Source organism: Paraburkholderia fungorum (assembly GCF_046027605.1).
In the GTDB taxonomy this organism is placed as follows: Bacteria; Pseudomonadota; Gammaproteobacteria; order Burkholderiales; family Burkholderiaceae; genus Paraburkholderia; species Paraburkholderia fungorum_F.
Genome location: NZ_JAQQEF010000017.1, coordinates 63198 through 79614, shown reverse-complemented (window position 1 = coordinate 79614; position 16417 = coordinate 63198). Strand labels below are relative to the sequence as shown.

Below are 16417 nucleotides of genomic sequence, written 5' to 3'. Positions count from 1 at the left end.
GCGCATCCAGGGCTGACTTTTCTATTACCATTCGCCGCATTTCACCAAGAGGAATCCCCCACCAATGGAAGACTATTTTGTATTCAATGCTGGAAACGTGGTGCTGCAATCAGGCATCACGTTCAGAGATGCCAAGCTCGCCTATCAAACCTACGGAAAGCTGAACGCAGAAAAATCGAATGTCATTTTGTATATGACGTCGTTTTCCGCGCATCACTATGACATCGAGTGGATGGTCGGGCCGGGCAAGGCGCTGGACACTAACAAGTACTTCGTCGTTATTCCGAATCTGTTCGGCAATGGACTGTCGTCCTCGCCCAGCAACGCAACCGAGCCCTTTACCGGAAGCCGTTGGCCGAATTTTACGATTGCCGATAACGTCGCGATTCAACACCAACTCCTGACACAAGAACTCGGCATCGAAGTCTTGCAATTGGCATGCGGCTGGTCGATGGGCGGCTTGCAGGCGTATCAATGGGCATCGATGTATCCGGACATGGTCAGGCGGCTGGCCGTGCTTTGCGGCGCGGCAAAGGCCTCGCCGCACAACCAGGTATTCATCGAGGGCGTGCGCGCGACGCTGACGACGGATCCGGGTTTTCAAAACGGAACATTCGTTGAGCGTCCCGAACGCGGTCTGCGGGCCATGGGTCGCAACTACGCCGCCATGGCGATGTCGCAGACGTTTTATCGTAACGAAGTGTGGCGGCAGGCCGGTTTTTCCTCGCTCGAAGATTATCTCGTGATGTCGTGGGAAGCGAATTTCCTGAAGCGCGACGGCAACAATCTGCTGGCTCACCTATGGACATGGCAGCATGCGAACATCGCCGCCAATTCCACCTACAACGGCGATTTTCACGCGGCGCTGAAAGCAATTACGGCAAAGGCGTTGATCATGCCGAGCACGACCGATCTGTATTTCCAGGTGGAGGACAACCGGCTCGAAGTCGAGCAGATGCGAAACGCCACGCTCCTGCCCATTTCGTCGATATGGGGCCATCGCGCCGGACTGCCGACGGCCAATGTAGACGATGCCGCGTTTATTTCCGCTGCGCTCACCCGGCTTCTCGAGGACTGACGCGCTGAACATGCGGCGGCTGCGTCTCGTGTTTTTCCTCCCTGGGAGCGTCGCAGCCGTACGGGTTCAACGAATGCCGATGTTGCGCCCGGAATCGGTGCAACGGTGATATTGCGTCGCGCGGTGCACCTTTCGCGCGCGCCCCGCGCATGATTTTTGCGCATGGCGGGGTGCGCATCGTGATATGAAAAACACCTTACTTGTCCATGAACACAGGGTTTCCCTCGTCGTGGCACACTTCGTGCAAATCGAAGTCACATGTGAATGGCAATTATTGGAAATTGCAACTATATCGGCGTGATGCAGCCACACTGGCGGATCGTCGAAGGTGCCATTTTCAAGGCTGGGTCATCCGAACTTCCGCTTCGATGTACTGAGCGCGTTGTCCAGGAGCGTCGTATCAGACCTCCAGGAAAGCGCACTGCCTGAGTCATTTCGTGTCACCTATTCGTACGGAGTTGAAGCATGAGTACCCAGGATTTTGGCGTCCGCGGCCGCGCGCCACTTGCACTTTCACTACAGAGCCGCTGGTGGCAATTACTATGCGGCCTCGTATGTGCGATGGTCGCGTCCAATCCCCAATACATCTGGACTTTGCTGACGCGCCCGCTGACAGCGCAACTCGGCGTGTCATTGCCGAGTCTGCAGGTCACCTTCTCCATTCTCATTGTCTGCCAGACTTTTCTGTCGCCGCTCGAAGGCTATTTAATCGAGCGCTTTGGACCGCGCTGGCTGCTGGCCGCCGGCGGCGCGATCACGGGGCTTAGCTGGGTACTGACGAGCCGCGCGGAGTCTCTGCTGTCCGTCTATCTCTGCTATGGCGTTCTCGGGGGAATCGGCGTAGGTATCGTCGTGGTCGGCACGATCGGGCTGATGGCGCGCTGGTTCCCGGACCGTCGCGGTTTTGCGATCGGTGTAGTGATGGCGGGCTTCGGCATGGGCGCAATGCTCACGACGTTTCCGATCACCAATAGCATCGCCAAGTACGGCTATCAGCATACGCTGGTCGTCTTTGGCGTGATCCTCGGCGTAGTCGGCATACTTGCCGCGCTCGGCATGAGGCTGCCGCCCCCTGGTTATATGGCGGACTGGCGGCCGCAGAAAGCCGCCGCCGCCGTAGCCGACACGCGGCCCGGCAGCATGCTGCGCACGCCGTTGTTCTGGCTGATGTTCGTGATGATGTCGATGATGGCAACCTCCGGCCTGATGGTGACTTCACAGATGGCAGTGTTCACACGAGATTTCGGCATGTCGGGCGTCACCGTGTTCGGCCTCGCGGCGTTGCCGCTTGCGTTGACCATTGATCGCGTGGCGAACGGCGTGACGCGGCCCATGTTCGGATGGATCTCCGACCTGATCGGGCGCGAGCATACGATGCTGATCGCATTCGGCATGGAAGCGATAGCGATGACCTTGTGGCTCACGTCGCGGCACGACCCGGTGTTGTTCGTGCTGCTGTCAGGCGTCGTCTTTCTCGGCTGGGGTGAGATTTTTTCGCTTTTCCCGTCGACGCTCACGGACACCTTTGGCGGCAAGCATGCAATCGTCAACTACGCGTGCCTGTCTTATGCGCAAGGCGTCGGATCGATCCTGGGCGGACCGGTGGCGGCGCTACTCCACGAGCACACGGGCGGATGGGACGCAGTGTTCGGCACGGCTATCGCGTTGGATAGTTGTACCGCTTTGCTCGCGATCGCCGCGCTCAGGCCGATGCGCCGTGCGTGGTTTGCCCGCGCATCCACGCGCTCGTAATGCAACCGGCCACGGCCAGCTTGCCAGATATCTTGCCCACTCGAAGCTGCGCGGATGCAATACCGCTTCGTCGATTCCCTGTTTTTTTGTCTCCGTAATTTGCCCCTGAAAGGAATGAAATTCCGATGGATAGCGACCTGATCGACCTGATGACGAAGTGGCGGCACGCACTGCACGCCTGTCCGGAAACTGCGTTCGAGGAGGTCGCAACCGCGGACCTCGTCGCTGGCGTGTTGCGACAGTATGGCTTCGAGGTACATGGCGGCATTGGACGAACCGGTGTGGTGGGCACCATGACCCGAAGCGCGGGACCCGCCATCGGCTTGCGCGCCGACATGGACGCGCTGCCGATCGTTGAAGCCAATAGCTTCGCGCATCGGTCGCAACATGAAGGCAAGATGCATGCGTGTGGCCATGACGGTCACACGGCAATGCTGCTCGGCGCCGCTGTCGCGTTGAGCCGCGACTCTAGTTGGCGTGGCACGGTACATGTGATTTTTCAGCCAGCAGAAGAGGGGCCGGCGGGCGGTGGCAGGATGATGGTCGAAGAGGGGCTCTTCGAGCGCTTTGCATGCGACGCCGTGTTTGGTTTGCACAACTGGCCGGGCATTCCGCGCGGCCAGTTTGCGATCAACGACGGTCCGATGATGGCATCGTTCGACACGTTCGAGATCGTTGTCGATGGCAAGGGTTCGCATGCCGCGATGCCGGAAGAGGGGACCGACGTGCTGGTGTGTGCCAGCCAGATCGTCACCGCATTGCAGACGATCATAAGCCGACGAATTTCGCCGAAGGAATCCGGCGTCGTCAGCGTCACGCAAATTCATGGTGGCGAAGCGTGGAACGTACTGCCTGACCGTGCGGTCATTCGCGGCACCGTGCGCTGCTTCTCGAGCGATGTGCAGGAACGGATTCGCGCGTCGATCGGCGAGATCTCCTCGGGTATCGCGTGCGCACTGGGCGCAAACGCGACGCTCGACTATCGCTACGCGTATCCGGCCACCATCAACACTGTCGCTCAAGCCGGTCTTGCAGCGGCGGCCGCCGAGGCGACCGTCGGCGCTACCGGCGTGCGGCGAGGTTGTGTGCCTTCGATGGCTTCGGAAGATTTTGCGTTCATGCTGCACGCAAAGCCCGGCGCATACATCTGGATGGGTGTTGACGAGGCGAGTCCGGCGGCACCGCTCCATAATCCGCATTACGACTTCAACGATGCCGCGCTTACGATCGGTGCGACGTATTGGGTGAACCTCGTCAAGCTGTTTTGTGCCCGGTAAAGGATCCTCATGCAACCTGTCAATCTCCAGCATGCTGTGCAATTCGCGATCGACCATGAAACGCCGTGGGACCGCGAGGTCGATGGCGTATGGGGCGTGCATCAGGACGATCCGCCACCCTGGAACCGGCTGCTCGGACCGGTGCATGGGCGTGGGCCGGTGTCCGGGGTCATCACTCGCGCCGGCCGCCCGCTAACTTCGTGGGGCGAACCTGCTCGTGCCGACCTGACCTTTAGCATCGCCAAGACTTATCTCGCTTTGCTGGCCGGCGTTGCGCACGATCGAGGCCTGCTGCCCGACGTCGACGAGCCGGTGCACGTGCGCGTACCTGGTATTGGCTTTGATGACGAACACAACGCAAGTGTGACCTGGGCGCATCTGCTGCAGCAGACGAGCGAATGGCAAGGCGTGTGTTTCGGCTTGCCAGACGAGGCCGACCACTACCGGTACGTCAGATTCGGCAAGGAGCCCGACGGGAAAAAAGGGCAGCGTCGGCCGTTGCGGGCTCCCGGTACCTACTGGGAATATAACGACGTGCGCATCAACCAGTTTTCGCTGGCGCTGCTGCATCTGTTCGGCCGCCCGCTGCCTGAGGTGTTTCGCGAAGCAATCATGCGGCCACTCAACGCGAGCGAGAACTGGCAATGGGTCGGTTACGACAATGCCTGGGTGGAGGTAGGCGGACAGCGCGTGCAGTCGGTTCCAGGCGGCACGCACTGGGGTGGCGGACTGTCGATCAGCGCCCAGGACCAGATCAAGGTGGCACAGCTGTTGCTGGGTCAGGGCAGCGTCAACGGCCGGCAGATTGTCTCCAGCGAATGGCTGCAGCGCATGTTGACACCGTGTGCGATCGCACCGTTCTATGGCTACCTGGTCTGGCTCAACCACGAGCGCAGCGTCTTTCCGAGCGTGCCGGCGTCCAGCTACTTCGCAATCGGCGCGGGCGGTTCGTTCACCTGGATCGAACCGGAACGCGAGCTGGCGGTGGTGGTGCGCTGGCTCAACCCGGCGTATGCGGACGAATTTTTCAGTCTGGTGCTCAAGGCGATTGACCAGGGGGAGAGGGGTTAGTCAGCGTCCATCCGCTTGCCGCACCGGCATCGAGCGGGCTTGCCCGATTCGTACGCATTGCGGTACGCTCGTGCCGCTCGGCAAGCCCGGGCTTGTCTGCACGTGTGGAAGTTTCCGCACGATGGTATGTTTCGTGCGCGAAACGCGTAAACTTGAAAAGTTGCAGTGTGCAACTGAATCAGAGCCGCCGAATGGGAGAGACCAGCATGTCGAAGGCGCCGTATCCACGACTGGAGCATTTGAACTTCCGCCTCGACGTACTGAGCGAGTTGGCCAAGGGCGTGGCGTCTGGCCTTTACGAAGCCGAATGTGACGTAACCCTTCGCGACCTGCGCGTGCTGCGCTTCGTCGATATGCAGCCGGGCATCTCGCTCGGCCCGCTGATCGAGCTGACCTACCTTGAAAAGACGCTGGTTTCGAAGCTGGTCACCACGCTAGCTAATCGCGGCTTGTTGACACGCTCTACCGGCACGACGGATGCACGTGTCATCAACCTGAACCTGACCAGAAAAGGCAAGACAATTGTCCGCAAGTGCGATCGGATCGGTCAGAGCTTCGACGAGCAGCTCATGTCCGTTCTGTCAGCGGAGGAAAAGCGAGTGCTTTTTGACTGCATCAACAAGCTGACGGAACACGTTGAGGAGGGCGGTGAATGGACGATCCCGCCGGCACGACGCAAACGCATAGCCTGAATCGCGACACCAGGCCCGGTTTTCCTTTCGGGCGTTGTGAGCGCAAGAAGCGATCTTGTGACAAATCGTCGATGGACTGAGTCTTTTGTGCGGACGAAAATCAAGACTCCGAACAGCACGAAGGAGTATGTCATGGGCCACGCGGAAGTCCGCGAGTTGCAGATTCCCAAACCAATCGGCGGACGCTTGCCGGAGCCGCCGGTTTTCGCCAGCCTCGACGATGAACGGCAACATCGCAAGCTCAAACTCGCTGCTGCATTTCGCATCTTTGCGCGATTCGGGCTGTCCGAGGGCATAGCCGGGCATATCACGGTGCGCGATCCGGAGTTTCACGACCGGTTTTGGGTCAACCCGTACGCGCAGCATTTTTCGTCGATCCATCCCGACGATCTCGTTTGCATTGACGACGAAGCCAACGTTTATCATGGGACCGGCCCCGTCAACGCCGCTGCGGCGGCGATTCACTGCGGCATCCACGGCGCGAATCCCGACGTCGTTGCAGCAGCCCATACACATACCACCTCCGGCCGTGCGTTTTCAGCGCGCGCCCGGCTCCTTGCTCCGCTCAATCAGGAAGCCTGTCTCTTCTATGACGACCACGTGCTGTTTCGCGGCGACGTCGTTGTGCTCGCAACAGAAGAGGGTCGCCGGATCGCGGAGACAATGGGTACAAAGCGCGCCGCCGTTCTGCTCAATCATGGCTTGCTGACCGTCGGTTCATCGGTCGACGCCGCGGCGTACCGCTTCATTGCAATGGAACGTTGCTGCCAGGTGCAGTTGCTGGCCGAAGCGGCCGGTCCGATTGAGCCGCTATCGGACGAGGACGCGCGGGCAACGCGCGCGCAACTGGGCTCCGACTACGTTGCATGGCTCAACTTCCAGGGGCTCTACCAGCAGCTCCTGCGCGACAGTCCGGATCTGCGCGAACTCGCGTGAAACACGGACGTCCGCATACGGACGTCCTCAGTTGGGCGCAAGCGATGCTTCGAAGGCTGCCGTGCTGTCGCGGTGGCAGCCTTCGCGATACTCGCGCACGGCCGCGCCTAGCCATTGATCGAAGCGTCTAAGCGGCTCCCAGTCACGTTTCTGCTCGGGAAACGAATAGTAGACGGTCTCCGGATTCGGGATCGAATGAGGATGCACCTGGACGAGTGCACCGCTGCGCAGCTCCCGTTCGATCAGGATACGCGGAAGCAACGCCACGCCTAGTCCAGAGATCGCGGCGTTGATTGCCATGATGAACATGTCGTAGTGCTGGTTCGCCGCGCTATGCTCAACGATCTGCACGGATGCACTTTCGGACCATGCAAGCCACGCGCGCGGAAGATCGCGGGTGTGAATCCAGGGTAGCGTGCTGATCATTTCGCTGCTCAAGCTATCGCGCCTGCCGATCAAGCCGGGCGCGCACACAGCCAGAATCTTGTCGTCGCTCACGAGCGGTTGCCCCGGCATGGCGGGCCACAGGCTCTGTCCGAAATAGATCGCGGCGTCGAAGCTTGAATTGTCGAAGAATGTCGGCTGGTCACGTCCCATGATGTGAAGTTGCAGGTCCGGGTTGAGCTCGTAGAAATCATGCAGACGCGGAATCAGCCATTGGGACGCGAACGTGACGCCGACGGCCAACTGGATCTTCACTTCACTTTGCTTGCGCATCAGCTCGAGCGTATCGCGGCGAATCTGGTCGAGATGGACGCGAATTCGCCGCGCGTACTCTGCCCCCGCCGCGGACAGTACCAGACGCTGACGCACCCGCTCGAATAGCGGGATGCCCAGATGAGCCTCGAGTTCGTTGACCTTTTTGCAAACAGCACCATGCGTTTGCGACAGCTCGACCGCTGCTTTCGAAAAACTTTCATGTCGCGCCGCGGCTTCAAAAGCCTGCAACGCACTGAGACTTGGGACACCGCGGCGCATCGAAAATCCTTGCTGGCGAAAAGAAATGGGCAATGGATCGTTCGATGATAGTCCTAAGGCCAGCGAGGCGCTGGCCACGCCTATTCGCTGGCAAGCTGTGGCTGGCCAACTTTGCGCCAACGACTCTCGAGCAGCGTGACCGTGATCGAGGCGAGCACCATGGTCGCGGCGATGCCGACAAATGCGAGGACAAACGTGCCGGTCGTATCCTTTACCCAACCGATAAAATACGGCAGCAAAAATCCTGACGATACCCCGATGCTCGTGATCAGCGCGATGCCGGCTGCTGCAGCGCGATCGGTGAGGATGCGGCTAGGCAGTTGCCAGAAGGTCGTGATGCTGCAGAAGCAGGCCGCGGCGCCGATCGAGAGGGCGATGATCGACTGGTAGGGAGACTTCAGCAGCAGGGCTACCGAGAGCGCGGCCGCGCACACCAGCAGGGGGCCTGCCACGTGCCAGGCGCCGACCTGGTGGCGGCTAACCACACGGCCCCAGATCAGCGTCGCGATAACGGCAACGCCGAATGGAATCGCCGTGATCAGCCCGATATCCATGAGGCTGTACTTCACTCCGAAAGTGCTCTCAAACGTTTTGATGACTTGCGGCAGGAAATAGAGCAAACCGATGATGCCGGCGTTAGTGCCGAAGTAGACGACACCGAGCGCCCAGACTTTCGGATTGCCGAGCGCCCTCCACGCGCTGGACGGCGAGGTGGCGGCCGCTGCCGCGGCCCGTTCGGCAGCCAGCGCCGCCTCGATCTCACTCTTTTCCTCAGCGGAAAGCCAGCGGCAGCGGGACGGGTTGTCCGTCAGCCAGAAATAGACGATCCCGGCGAGGAGGATGGCAGGGAGCCCCTCCAGCAGAAGCATGGCGCGCCAGCCGGTGACACCGAACACGTTCGCATGTGCCATCAGCCAGGTTGACACCGGTGCCCCGAGCACGCCGGTCAGTGGGATGGCTGTCACGAACAGAGACATCATCCATACGCGATTGCGCGCCGGCATCCACAGCGTGAGGTAATACACCATGCCCGGAAACAGGCCGGCTTCGAACGCGCCAAGAAAGAAGCGGGCGATATAGAGCCAGCGAGAGTCAGGGACAAAGCTCGTCAGCGAGGAGAGCAGACCCCAGCTCAGCAGAATGCGCGTCATCCACAGTCTCGCGCCAAACCGATGCATGCACAGGTTGCTCGGCACTTCGAACAAAATATAGCCGAGAAAAAAAAGGCTCGCAGCGAAGCCAAATTGCGCCGTCGTCATGTGGAGTTCGGCGTTCATGGTCAGCGCCGCATAGCCGATGTTCGCGCGGTCAAGCTGGTTCGCGATGTACATCACGATCATCAGCGGCGCGAGCCGCCAGGCGATGCGTTTCATCAACCGATCAGAAATCGCAGGTTTGCGCAGCCCAAAATCCATGGCTTCCTCCAGATTTACGCGTTGCGGAATGCTCTCGAGGAAGATTAAGCGCCCTGACCGAGGGTACGACAATGCACGAAAAATATTGACTTTGTGAGCAAACGTCACAGATCGGGGCGGCCGCCTGACCGATCATCAATTCGCCCCAGGCGTGTTCTCAGTCGGCCACCCCTTCGCCGCCTAAAAGCGTGCGGCCGGAATCGCTCGGGCTGGCAGTGGACGGCGTGCGACCGAGAAACCCCAGCACGACAAGCGCGGAGGCCAGGGTGATGGCCACAAGAATATGAAGCAGGACACGGAACGCGCCATCGTACGCCTGCGCGAGAACCGGCTGCCCCAGCGCGGGCAGAAGAGCGGCGGCATGCGGCAAGTCGCCGGTTGCCACGCGTTGGGCGGCTTGCGCGGCGGCATCGCGCGAAACGGACGGGAACGCTGCGAGCGCATCGGATAGCCTTAGACGTGTGAGAACCGCCAGGATCGCGCCGGCGATTGCGAGCGTCATGCCCTCTCCCGCTACACGTGTCGTGCTGAAGATGCCGGTTGCCATGCCCGCGCGTTCCTTCGGAACGACGCTGATCGACAAGCCATCCATCAGGCCCCACGGCAGGCCGGCTCCGATTCCGATGATGAATAGTGGAACCGTCATGGCACCTGATGGCGCACCAGGCGCGATGCCACTGAACCAGAGCATACCGACTGCCGCGATGACGAGGCCGACCGCTGAAATGACACCGGCCGACATCCATCGCGTGAGAAATGCAGCCGTGATGGGCACGAAGAGCATCGGCGCCGATAGCGAGAGCATCATCAAGCCGGCCTCGATCGCAGAATGCCCTTCAATGCCGATAAATCGCGTGGGCAAGACCAGAAGCAGCGTGACGTAACAAAATGCCGTCGCGAGAGGGAGTGCCTGCACACCCACGAAGCGCGGATAGCGAAACAGCGCCAGGTCGAGCATGGGCCGGGCAGCACGTTTCTCGATCCAGACGAACGCGATGAACATCGCCACGGCGCCTGACAACAGTCCAATGATGAGAGGGCTGCTCCAGCCGCTTTCCGGTCCTTGCAACAACCCGAAGGTGAAGAGCGTCAGCGCGGCGGTAAAGCTGGCGGCGCCAGGCCAATCGAGACCCATGGCATTCGGGTCGTACGATTCTCTAAGTTTCGGAACGCCGAGTGCGAACCCGGTCAAGCCGATTGCGGCATCCACCAGGAAGAACGAACGCCAACCGAACGTCTCTGTGAGGAAACCGGCGAGTAGTGGCCCAAGCGCCAGGCCGAGGCCGAAGGTGGTGCCGAGCATGCTGAACGCGCGGGCGCGCCCATGTCCGTCAAACTCCTGCGCGAGCGCTGCCGACGAGCCGGCCAGGACCAGTGCGGCGGCAATGCCCTGAAGCGCGCGCAGAAAATCGACCCACAACAAAGTCGGCGCCGCGGCGATCCCAAGTGAAGTCAAAGCGAACAGCACCACGCCCAGGGCGAATACACGCTTTCGTCCGAACCGATCGGCAAGCGCTCCCGAGGCCATCAGACTGCTGCCGAAGCTCAGCATAAAGGCGTTGAGAATCCAGTTGAGCGCCACTGGGCTGCCTCCCAACGCAGTGCCGATGGCCGGCGCGGACACGGCCGCGCCGCCGAAATTCAGCGGCAGCACGAGCACGGCGATGCAAATGCCCACGAGGATCAGCATCTGTTGCGAGGCGCTACGGGGGGCGGCTATGTCGACTGTTGGCATGACACCGGCCGAGGCGGTCGGTCGTACTGCGGACGGGGTACTGCTTTTTTCCTGCACGGACTATCTCTCTGTTCAACTTCCACGGTTTTGCCCATCAGGGCATGCAAATTCGCGATTCGATTCCGCGCTACTGCGATGCGGTTCGCGTATGGCCGCTCACCTCCCGGCCTGCATCCGGTTCTACGCCGATAAAGTAGAGGACCGAGATCAGCACCAGCACAGCCACCAGCAGGAAGGCGAGCCGGAAATCAGCCAGTGAGAGTTGTGCGTGATTTCCGTGAATCAGGACCGCAGCGTGCAGCGCGATCGCACCAAATGCGATGCCCAGTCCGATGCTCATCTGCTGGACCATGCTAAAGAATGTGCTCGCCGAACTCATTCGCGCCTGCGGAACGTCCGCAAACGCGAGCGTGTTGATGCTTGTGAACTGCATCGACCGGCACAGTCCGCCGGCCACTAATACCAGCATGATCAGCGCGCGCGGCGTATCCGGCGAAAGCAGGCTGCACAAAGCGATTGTGGCCGCAGTCAGCACCCCGTTGACGATCATTACCTTGCGAAAGCCAAAGCGTTTGAGGATCGGCGTGGTGAAAGTTTTCATGCCCAGATTGCCGGCCGCGTACGCGAGCACAAGCAAACCGGCGGCGAATGCATTCAACCCGAAGCCCAGCTGGAACAGCAGCGGTAACAGGAAGGGTGAGACGCTAACCGATACGACATATAACGAACCACCGTCGAGGGTCACGCGGAACGTCGGAATTCGCCAGGGCGAAAGATCGATCAGGGGATGCTCGGCGCGGCCGAAATGCCGTATGGCGAGGACGGCGGCGACGAAGCCACAGATCAGCGCGGCGGTCGTGATGCGCCAGTCGCTATGCAGTTGCCCGATCAAAACCATGCCGTACATCAGGCACGTCAGTGCGATACCGCTCAGCACGAACCCCGGCACATCGAAGGGACGGCGGGTGGGTTCGCGGTAGTTCGGAATGAAGATGACGGTTAGCGCCAGGCCCACCAAACCGATCGGTATGTTTAGCAGAAAGATCCAGCGCCAGCTGAAATAGGTCGAGATAAATCCGCCCAGGGCCGGACCCAACACCGGTGCCGCGAGGCCGGGCCACGTGATATAGGCTATCGAGCGCATCAGGTGACGTTTCTCGGTGCTGCGCAGCACGGCGAGACGGCCTACCGGCACCATCATTGCGCCGCCGATTCCCTGCAGGATCCGCGCAATTGTGAATTCGACGAGGCCGTTACTCAACCCGCACAAGATGGAGGCGCCGGTGAACACGATGATCGCGCCACCGAACACCGAACATTGCCCAAAGCGGTCGGCTACCCATCCGCTGATTGGAATGAAGACCGCGAGTGCCAGCAGATAGGCAGTCATGCCGATACTCAGGCTCACGGACGTGACGCCGAACGTGGCAGCCATGTGGGGCAGTGCGGTTGCGATCACCGTCGCATCCAGGTTCTCCATGAAATAGGCACTGGCGACGATCAGCGCGATGATGACGGGCTGGCGGCTTGACAAAGACATGGGCGAAGAACGGAATTCGGGTTGTACGACGCGCCCTCAAACGCTTCGGATTGAGACGTTTGCAGCAGGTGGCGGTCAAAGATGGGACTCGCTTCACGGCAGCCTGAGATAATGCATGACTGCGCCCGGGTGGCTGGCGAGACTCTTCCTCGTCCCCGGTCGATATACTCTACCAAACCATAAGTCGTCATGTGAAGACTTATTTTTCGAAAGCGATGGACACAGGAGCGTCATGAAGGCCAAACCCACGGATGTTGCAGAGCCGGGCAGCAAGACCGCAGCGGGTCGCGCGCCGGTCAAGCGGCCAATGAAGAAAGCGCCGCAGCGTCTGCCACGCGCCGAGCGTCAGGCGCGCGTGCTGGAGAAGGCCGCCGAATATTTCGCCGAGCACGGCCTGAACGCGCAGACTCGCGCGATTGCTGACGCCTGTGGCGTGTCGCAACGTTTGCTGTATAGCCTGTTCCCGAGCAAGGCCGCGTTGATCGACGAAGTTTACAAGCGCGAAATTGTGGGGACTTTCAAGGCGATGTGGTTTGTTCAACTGAAAGACCGCAGTGTGCCCATTGAAAGCAGGCTCAATACTTTTTATCGCGAGTACTACGACACCCTGTTGACGCGGCAGTGGCTTCGCCTGTTTCTCTACTCTTCGCTTGAAGACTTGCAGATGGCGCCTACGTACACGAACGCCGTCGTGACACATGCGCTTGAGATCATCGTCACTGAGACGGCGCACGAATTGGGACGCGGCGTACCGGCCGATCCGGCTCATCTGACCGAGGTGGGCTGGCTGCTGCACGGCGCGGTATCCCACCTCGCGATTCGCCGCCGTATCTATTCGAACGACAACACCACGCCCAGCGACGCGGTGATCGCGATGCACGTGCGCGCTTTCCTGACGAGCGTGCCAGCGCTGCTTCCGGCGTTGGACGGTTCCTGAGCGTGACGCGCTGGCGGCTTCGTAGCGGCTCCCTGACGCGGCGTGGAGACTTCAGATGGCTTTGCAGCCGTTCAACAGGATCTCGATCGCTGAGCGCACCTTGTCGGTCAGGACAGCCCGTTTCGGTCTCGCTATTATCCCGAGCGATACTTGCTGATGTATCTCGCAAGTCAACATGTCGTGAAACAGTACGGCAATTTTGTGCGGATCGACAGAACCGATTTCACCGATGCGTTGACGCTCTTCAAAGAAGTCTGCCAGCAGGCGGTGGGTCTGGGCAGGGCCGCGCTCGAACCAGATGCGTCCTATCTCCGGGAAACGGCGCGCCTCGGCTAGAACGAGGCGCTGGAGGGCCACCGCTCGGGGCGACAACACTGCGTCAAGGAGGGCCTGGCCAACTGCCTGCAAAGCCTCGTGCAATGGCATTGAAGATGCCTTGATCCGGAAGACTTTTGCAACTGTCTCGTCGCACAGTGCACTGACGGCGGCGACGAACACACCTTCTTTTCCTTTGAAATACGAATAGATGGTCGTTTTCGATCCACCGACTGTTGCGATGATTTCGTCAAGGCTGACCCCATCGTAGCCCTTTGCGAGAAATAGCTCAGAAGCGATGGCGAGGAGATTACTCCGCTTTTGAGCGGATCGTCGGCCCGGCAACAAATCGGCTTCCTGACTCTTTCGAGACTTCGCAATTGTCGTCGTCATGGCGTTTCGAGTTCGAAGAAAGTTGTAGTGGGTCATCAGGTCAGTTGGATGTCTGCGGCCCGATAAGTTCGACAGTATAGTTTGTCATCTGCCACGGGCAGATGGGCACGGAAGCCACGCACGCTGATTGGGTCCTGTCTATGTTCACTTGTCTATGCACTGGCTGGCAAGTCGAAGATGGTGTCGAGGGCGACCGGGCGATGTCGCAGAAAGCCCTGTGCATAATCGATCCCGATTTCACGCAACAGCGTTTCCACGGCCTCGGTCTCGACAAATTCGGCAACCGTCTTCTTGCCGGTTATCTTTGAGACTTCGCTGATGCAACGTACCGTAGCCTGATCGACCAGGTTCTCTTCCAGGTCACGGATAAACTGACCGTCTATCTTCAGGTAGTCGACGGGCAGACTCTTCAGATAACCGAACGATGAAACACCGCTGCCAAAATCGTCCAGCGCGAAGCGCACGCCATAGGCGCGCATGGATTCAAAAAATAATCTCGCGTCGCTGAGATTGGTGATGGCGGCGGTTTCAGTGATCTCAAAGCACAGCTTGTGATGGTCAAACTCGAAGGCCCCGATCAACTCCAGCACATAGCGATGAAAATCGAGGTCCGCGATCGACAGACCGGACAGGTTGACCGACACGGTAACGACATGTGACAGCGCAGTCTTGTGCGTCGCCATCCACTCGAAGACCTCTCGCACCACCCAGCGATCGATACGCGAGGCCATATGGAAACGCTCCGCAGCGGGAAGGAATGCGCCGGGCGAAATCAGTTCTCCATCATCGCCAACCAGTCTTAGCAGGACCTCTCCGTGTATGCCGCCGGTGTCATGGCTCAATGGCATGATCCGCTGCCAGTGGAGAATGAACTGGTCGTTGTCCAGCGCCTGTTCGATGCGGCGCACCCATTGCATGTCCAGCCGGTGGGACTCGATTATCGCGTCGTCGGCAAAGTAGGTGTGCACGCGGTTTCGTCCGGCTTCCTTGGCAGCGTAGCAGGCGCTGTCGGCCGCCCGCAGCAGGTTCGCCGTCGTCGGCCAGCGCCTGTCCACCGGCACCAGCCCTATGCTTGCGCCAATGTGGAGACGATGGGTTCCCAGTTGAAAGCGGAATGCGTCGATTTCCTGGCAGATCTGTTGCGCGACGCTTTGAGCCGCTTCAGTCGAGCAGTGCTCGATGATCAGACCAAACTCATCACCACCCAGGCGGGCAAATGTATCGCTTTTGCGGACCAGTCGCCCGATCACACCGGCAACCTGCTTGAGCAGCCTGTCTCCCGCGGCATGTCCGCCTGCGTCATTGACCAGCTTGAACTGGTCCAGATCGACATACATCAGCGCATACTCGGCCTCTCCTCTATGAGCGCGAGCAAGCGCCAGTTGCAGTCGATGCTCGAATTCGTCCCGGTTGACGAGACCGGTGAGCGCGTCGTGTGTCGCACGGTACGTCATCTCGCGACTCAGGCGGCGCTGTTCCGAGACGTCACGAAACACCAGCACGACCCCCCACGTGTCAGCCTCGGCGCTTCTGATCGGCGCGGTGGAATACTCAATGAAATATTCCCGGCAATGGCGACCGGTCAGCATCGCCTGACCGGCTACGCCAACGGGCTGGTCGGCAGCCAGACACATTTCCACCGGGCTCCTGGCGGGCAAGCGAGTCGCGTCATCGACGATACGGAATACCGCAACGGATGACATTCCACGAGCCGCTGCGGTAGTCCAGCCCGTGAGCTTTTCAGCGACCGGGTTAAGGTACTCGACCCGACCCTTCGCATCCGTTGTGATCACCCCTTCACCAATCGCATGGAGCGTCACATGCAATCGTTCAATCTGCTCGGCCAGTTCGGTCTGCACGCGCTTGCGTTCGGTCACGTCCTCGATCACCGTCAGTGAGAGCAACGGGATGCCATCCGGATCGCGCTGGATGAAAGACGATGCGACTATGTCTATAACGGTGCCGTCTTTATGCACCGCCTGGTATTCGACGCCCTTATTGTGCCCCGTTCGAAAGAGTTCCGGGATGACGGTTCCGGTGGCATAGGTACGCGACGCCGGCGTCAGGAAGTCAGCCCACCAGCAACCAATCACCTCTTCGCGCGCATAGCCCAGGGTCGCCAGCCAGAGATCGCTGACGTGTACCAGGCGTCCTTGTGAATCGATCGAGTGCAGCATGGCCGGCGTGGCTTCGTACAGCGTCCGGTAGCGTTGCTCATAGCTATCCAGCGCTTGCTGCATCAGCGATAACTGCTGCGTGTTCGACGGGGACGGATATTGGTCTGTCATGTTCGTTGCA

The 16417-nt window shown here is 60.1% G+C and carries 13 protein-coding genes; 7 read left to right on the top strand and 6 right to left on the bottom strand.

Annotated elements, in window-relative coordinates; genetic code table 11:
* The first annotated feature begins 64 nt into the window (after nucleotides 1–64).
* The 6 genes from PQR53_RS25485 to PQR53_RS25460 all read left to right on the top strand — a co-directional run bounded on the left by PQR53_RS25485 (nucleotide 65) and on the right by PQR53_RS25460 (nucleotide 6806).
* A complete protein-coding gene (locus PQR53_RS25485; protein WP_408460111.1) occupies nucleotides 65–1078 on the top strand; it encodes an alpha/beta fold hydrolase in 1014 nt (337 codons plus the stop codon).
* Nucleotides 1079–1543: 465 nt separating this feature from the next.
* Nucleotides 1544–2830, top strand: a complete 1287-nt coding sequence (gene oxlT / locus PQR53_RS25480; protein WP_408460108.1) for an oxalate/formate MFS antiporter — start codon at nucleotides 1544–1546, stop codon at nucleotides 2828–2830.
* A 125-nt stretch (nucleotides 2831–2955) separates the two neighbouring features.
* Nucleotides 2956–4107 carry a M20 aminoacylase family protein gene (locus PQR53_RS25475; protein WP_408460105.1) on the top strand — a complete coding sequence of 384 codons (1152 nt, stop codon included), beginning with the start codon at nucleotides 2956–2958 and terminating at the stop codon, nucleotides 4105–4107.
* A 9-nt stretch (nucleotides 4108–4116) separates the two neighbouring features.
* Complete coding sequence (locus tag PQR53_RS25470) at nucleotides 4117–5178, top strand: serine hydrolase domain-containing protein (protein WP_408460102.1); 1062 nt, start codon at nucleotides 4117–4119, stop codon at nucleotides 5176–5178.
* Between the two features lie 206 nt (nucleotides 5179–5384).
* The gene (locus PQR53_RS25465; protein ID WP_408460099.1) at nucleotides 5385–5870 is read left to right on the top strand and encodes a MarR family winged helix-turn-helix transcriptional regulator; all 486 of its coding nucleotides are present in this window, start codon (nucleotides 5385–5387) and stop codon (nucleotides 5868–5870) included.
* 132 nt (nucleotides 5871–6002) lie between these two features.
* Nucleotides 6003–6806, top strand: a complete 804-nt coding sequence (locus PQR53_RS25460; RefSeq protein ID WP_408460097.1) for a class II aldolase/adducin family protein — start codon at nucleotides 6003–6005, stop codon at nucleotides 6804–6806.
* Nucleotides 6807–6833: 27 nt separating this feature from the next.
* Here PQR53_RS25460 and PQR53_RS25455 read toward each other — a convergent pair whose 3' ends face one another.
* The 4 genes from PQR53_RS25455 to PQR53_RS25440 form a co-directional block, all read right to left on the bottom strand.
* Nucleotides 6834–7784, bottom strand: a complete 951-nt coding sequence (locus PQR53_RS25455; protein WP_408460095.1) for a LysR substrate-binding domain-containing protein — start codon at nucleotides 7782–7784, stop codon at nucleotides 6834–6836.
* Nucleotides 7785–7864: 80 nt separating this feature from the next.
* Nucleotides 7865–9307, bottom strand: a complete 1443-nt coding sequence (locus tag PQR53_RS25450) for an MFS transporter (protein WP_408460092.1) — start codon at nucleotides 9305–9307, stop codon at nucleotides 7865–7867.
* 49 nt (nucleotides 9308–9356) lie between these two features.
* Entirely contained in the window at nucleotides 9357–10934 is a 1578-nt protein-coding gene (locus tag PQR53_RS25445; protein WP_408460089.1) for an MFS transporter, read from the bottom strand.
* Nucleotides 10935–11061: 127 nt separating this feature from the next.
* On the bottom strand, nucleotides 11062–12474 hold the full coding sequence (locus PQR53_RS25440; RefSeq protein WP_408460086.1) for an MFS transporter: 1413 nt from the start codon (nucleotides 12472–12474) through the stop codon (nucleotides 11062–11064).
* 232 nt (nucleotides 12475–12706) lie between these two features.
* Between PQR53_RS25440 and PQR53_RS25435 the strand changes: the two genes are divergently transcribed.
* The gene (locus PQR53_RS25435; protein WP_408460083.1) at nucleotides 12707–13411 is read left to right on the top strand and encodes a TetR/AcrR family transcriptional regulator; all 705 of its coding nucleotides are present in this window, start codon (nucleotides 12707–12709) and stop codon (nucleotides 13409–13411) included.
* A 51-nt stretch (nucleotides 13412–13462) separates the two neighbouring features.
* Here the strand turns inward: PQR53_RS25435 and PQR53_RS25430 are convergent, their stop codons facing one another.
* Together PQR53_RS25430 and PQR53_RS25425 are read right to left on the bottom strand one after the other, a co-directional pair.
* Nucleotides 13463–14119 carry a TetR/AcrR family transcriptional regulator gene (locus tag PQR53_RS25430; RefSeq protein WP_408460081.1) on the bottom strand — a complete coding sequence of 219 codons (657 nt, stop codon included), beginning with the start codon at nucleotides 14117–14119 and terminating at the stop codon, nucleotides 13463–13465.
* Nucleotides 14120–14271: 152 nt separating this feature from the next.
* The gene (locus PQR53_RS25425; RefSeq protein WP_408460078.1) at nucleotides 14272–16407 is read right to left on the bottom strand and encodes an EAL domain-containing protein; all 2136 of its coding nucleotides are present in this window, start codon (nucleotides 16405–16407) and stop codon (nucleotides 14272–14274) included.
* Nucleotides 16408–16417: the final 10 nt, after the last annotated feature.